The sequence below is a fragment of the Burkholderia sp. YHN3-13 genome (assembly GCF_055810675.1).
The window spans coordinates 1-4,390 of record NZ_JBVVNQ010000055.1; the positions used below are offsets into that span (position 1 = coordinate 1).

2 protein-coding genes and 1 pseudogene are annotated in these 4,390 nt (G+C 60.5%); 1 reads left to right on the top strand and 2 read right to left on the bottom strand.

Going from position 1 to position 4,390, the window contains the following annotated elements; translation table 11 throughout:
- Positions 1 to 71 precede the first annotated feature (71 nt).
- Positions 72 to 2,570: pseudogene (locus AC0KUR_RS37665) on the bottom strand (Tn3 family transposase); the annotation flags it as partial.
- 396 nt (positions 2,571 to 2,966) lie between these two features.
- On the opposite strand from AC0KUR_RS37665, the gene AC0KUR_RS37670 reads away from it, so the two are divergent.
- Entirely contained in the window at positions 2,967 to 3,626 is a 660-nt protein-coding gene (locus AC0KUR_RS37670) for a carbonic anhydrase (protein WP_059676244.1), read from the top strand.
- Between the two features lie 308 nt (positions 3,627 to 3,934).
- Here AC0KUR_RS37670 and AC0KUR_RS37675 read toward each other — a convergent pair.
- Positions 3,935 to 4,390, bottom strand: a 456-nt coding sequence (locus AC0KUR_RS37675) for a lipocalin family protein (protein WP_473377366.1), incomplete at its 5' end; no start/stop codon positions are given.

The following is a 4,390-nucleotide window of genomic DNA, read 5'->3' on the forward strand; positions in this document are numbered from 1 at the left end:
CCGACCCGGGGCCGGCGCCATTACGCCGACCCTGGGCTGGCTCCTATATGCCGCCCCTCAGGTGGCTCCTTTACGCCGCCCCTGGATTGGCTCCATATTGCCGACCCGTGACATCTGGCAATCGCTTCGACAGCTGTGCACTGGCCAGAGCGAATCGATGCGGCGATCCTCACGAATTCGTCCCACACGTCGACGATGAGACCGAGTCGGACGTCCCGATCCGTGACCCCTGCAAGCCGCGCCGGTACCACCTGACTGCGAGGCACGTGGAGACGTCGGTCACGAAGGTGTGACAGGCGAGGACATAAATCAAAGCCAAGTGCCCGGGACATTCCCATCGCAAAATCGGTGTAGCCGTGGGTATCGACGGCGAGTTGAGCAATGTCCTTGGTAGCGCTTTGTCGGACGACACCCTCGATTGCTGCACCTGCCTGGCGCTCATTCAGGACGATGGGTTGGTCGTAGAAAATGCCCCAACGATCCAGCACATGCGTATACATCCCAATGGATGCAGTCCGGCGACGAGGGTCTGCACGCGCTCGCCAAATCGTCCTAGTTGTCTCCAGCGACATCATGTCAGACGATGCTAGATCGGCTCGACCCCAGTGGGCGGCGATCGGGTGCTCGTGCATGAATTCAAGAACGGCATCGGCAGCTGCACGCAGCATTCGCTCGTCCGCGAGTCGCTTCATCATTTGACGAATCGCTTCGGTTGACACTTCCGGGACCATCCGAGAAATATCAGCTGCCGTCAGAGAGGTGCCGTGAGCCAGTATCGCCGAATACACCATCAGTAACTCGGTGCGTGACCGCGGCTCGCGTCCAAGCAGGATCCAACTGAAGCGTGTCGCACTATCGATCTCGAGGATGATCTCGGGAAATTGGCCTGGCGGATGAGCTTCGAAGATCTGACGGCGAAGTTGATCGGCTTGTGCGTCTGGATCCTGCGCAGCCATCGGGTCGAGGTGGACTGCAGTATCAACACGGATTGAGCCATCGACCACGGCATCATCGAGTAGTGCAAGGCGCTGGTCGAGCTGTTCAAGGATTGGTCCGAGAAATTCGTTCGGGTCTTGGGGCAGGCCGAGGTGTCCGTAGTGATTGTTACGCTTTGCCTTCCACTGCTCGGCCGAGATCAGCATATGCAGCTGACTTCTGAACGAGAAGCTGTGGTCGATGAAAACCGAGCCGTTGCGCAGGGCGACGCGGAGCGCAAAGAGGGTGGCCCACTCGAAGGCAATCATGGCCCGCAGCCGATCGTAGCCATCGATCGCCTCGCGCCACGCGCGCCCAAGCCTGATATTGACTCCGTCGGGCAGAAGATAAGCGCGGCGTCGATATAGCACACGTAACAACGAGAGGGCATCGATTACAGGATGAGCACCCTCGGCCTCGAACGGCAGCTGCACGATCCGATTCAAAAGGTTACGGGCGTAGTACCGCTTTCGGACCAGGCACTGCCGGATCTGGCTCCGACGGCTGGTGGGATGCGGTTGCAAAACATCATCTGCAAGCAGGCAAAGCTTCTCACCGAGCTGTTCGCGCGAGAGGGTTTCATCATTGGCGAGTGCTTTGACGGCAAGCGCGAACTCGCGGAGTTGATCCGCAGCCTTCATCCGCATCGCGTCCACTTCGCGCGACGTGTCGTTGACAACCTTCAGTACCCATCTTCGGAGCATCTCGAGTACCTGATCAGTCGCAATACAGAGGGAATACCGCATGAAACAGGCGGCTTCGATTCGTCGGCTTTGGGGTTCGATTCTCTTGCTGATCGATGGCGGGCGATTTGCACAACGGCGGGCATAGTGGCGCACCATGGCATCGTTGCATTCAACCGGCCAACGCGTTGCCACCTCGTGCATCGTGAGCAAATTGACTTTGTCGAGGATCTCGCTCATCTGATGGGTAGAGTTGCGCAGCGGAACGGCCCACAGCCATCGCTGGAGACTTGAATGTTCTCCATGCGGCTGAGCCAGAACTCGCGCCCAACTCTCGAGTTTTTCCACACCAACAGCCTGTTCGAGCGCGCCGTGCAGTTGCCCCTCAATGTCGCGTACAGCCTGGACGACAAACTGCCTGAGCATGCGCTCCGGTGGTATCACGATGCGATGGTCGTAGAACCAACGTTTGAGATCGTTCGTCAACTGGCCGCGTTCTGGGCGGCCGGTGAGTTGTTCTTTGAGCCAACGGATGACATACCGACGTTGATGTTCCGCGACGGCGCGAAAATTGATGGTGTCCCGAGCAAAGCGCTGGTGGTCGGATAAGGTTTTGAGGTTGCCATCGTAAAGTGAACGTAGCGTCCCGAGGTCTGGCGGCGTTACATTCAGCTGTCGGCCAAGATGTCGCCAAAGAACAGTCGGGATCTGCTTGTACGAGCCGAGCGGTCGGCCGGTCATGCGTAGAAAGCCGATGTGCAACGCAACCGCGAGCCGAAAGAGATCGGTGCGTCTTGAATCAATGGCAACACGCTCCCTCTTGGAGAACGTGAAGAATGTGGCGAGCTCGAATTCGCTCAGCTCGCGCGGCACCTGCCGGATCCCGAGATAAGCCAATCGCCAGTGGTCCATCAGCGGCTCCGCATCGATGACGAGAGCGGTCCAGCGTAGCGAGGCAAAAATTGAGGTGCTACGGGGAAAGTCGGGATGGCAGCTGTAGCTGTCGATCGCCTAAGAATGGTGTCGGAACGAAAACGAGCCGCGGCGCTCAAGCTGCGCGAGCTGTCGTCGTTGAGGCCAGGTGGCGTGCGTCAACAAGGAGCCTGCTCAACGCAGTATTTCCTTGCGACCCTAAAAGATCGCTAGTTTAGCTTATGTCAAATTGATCGAATATTCGTTCTCCTGGGTCGGATACCAGGCGACCCCGCACGCCATCCCGCCCGCCTGATGTCTCTATTATCATGCTCGCCGCGCAGGCGCACCTGCTTGCAACTGCGCTGATCATACGTCTGAAGTTTTGGAGCGAGCATGCGAGACATCATCGATGGCTTTTTGCGTTTTCAACGCGACATCTACCCGCAACGTGAGGCGCTTTTCAAGCAACTCGCCACGTCACAGAACCCCAAGGCGCTATTCGTCACGTGCTCCGACAGCCGTGTCGTACCTGAACTGCTCACTCAGCGTGAGCCGGGCGAACTGTTCGTGATCCGCAATGCGGGCAATATCGTGCCGTCGTACGGCCCGGAACCCGGCGGCGTTTCCGCCACCGTGGAATACGCGGTCGCCGTTCTCGGCGTTCGGGATATCGTGATCTGCGGCCACTCCGATTGCGGCGCGATGGGCGCGATTTCGCGCTGCACCTGCCTCGACCATCTGCCGGCCGTCGCGAACTGGCTGCGTCATGCCGATTCCGCGCGAGTCATCAACGCCGCGCACGAATACGACACGCCGCGCGCAAAACTCGATGGGCTCGTGCGCGAAAACGTCATCGCGCAACTGGCGAACCTGCGCACCCACCCTTCAGTCGCGCTTGCACTGGAGCGAGGACGCCTAAACCTGCACGGCTGGGTCTACGACATCGAGACGGGCGGCATCGATGCGCTGGACGGCACCACCCGACGTTTCCTCCCGCTGGCCGAATCGCCCACGGTGGTCGCCGTGAACTCGCGCGACCGCGCTCAGATCTAGTCCACCGACTGTTCGCGCCCGATGCCTGGCATCGGGCGTGCACAACGATCCGCCTCTCGGAGCGAGAGCGGGAGCGGGAGCGCGCATGCCGGTTTGTATCGCCCCACCCCACGCGCGAGTCTAACGGCGTCAATGCAGACGCCTTCCACGTTGACGGGTATCGACACCATCACGCGTACTCCATCGGCGATATCCCGCCTTTCGCCGTCGCCGTCGCCGTCGCCATCGGCCACGGCTGCGGGCATACGCGGAGCTCGGCGTTGTTCCCGGCCCGATGGCGCCGTGCACGCGTGTTGTGTGCGGTCGCCCTAATGCGCAGTGCGCCGCAACATCGTCGTGTCGTAACCGAGCGTCCGAACCCGTTCGACAAGCGCCGCGGCCTGTTCAGCGGAGGGCTTCGCATCGCGCGTCAGGATCCACAGGAACCGACCCGACGGTTCACCGACGATCGACCATGAGTAGTCGTCGGCGCGATCGAGCACCCAGTAATCGCCGAAGAAGAACGGCCCGAAGAACGACACTTTCAGCTTTGCGCCGCCGCTGTCGGCCACGATCTTTGCGCGCCCGTCGGAGCTTCGCGCGCGGCCGTCCGGCCAGCCTTCGTGGCAGGTATTGCGCACGCCGATGAGACCGTCTTCCCGCTTCGCATACTCGGCCGTCACGCCGTCGCATCCGCGCTCGAAGCGGTTTTCATACCGCGCGAACTCGTACCATCTGCCGACGTAGCGATCGAGATCGACGGATTTCGCGGGTTGCGGAACGTG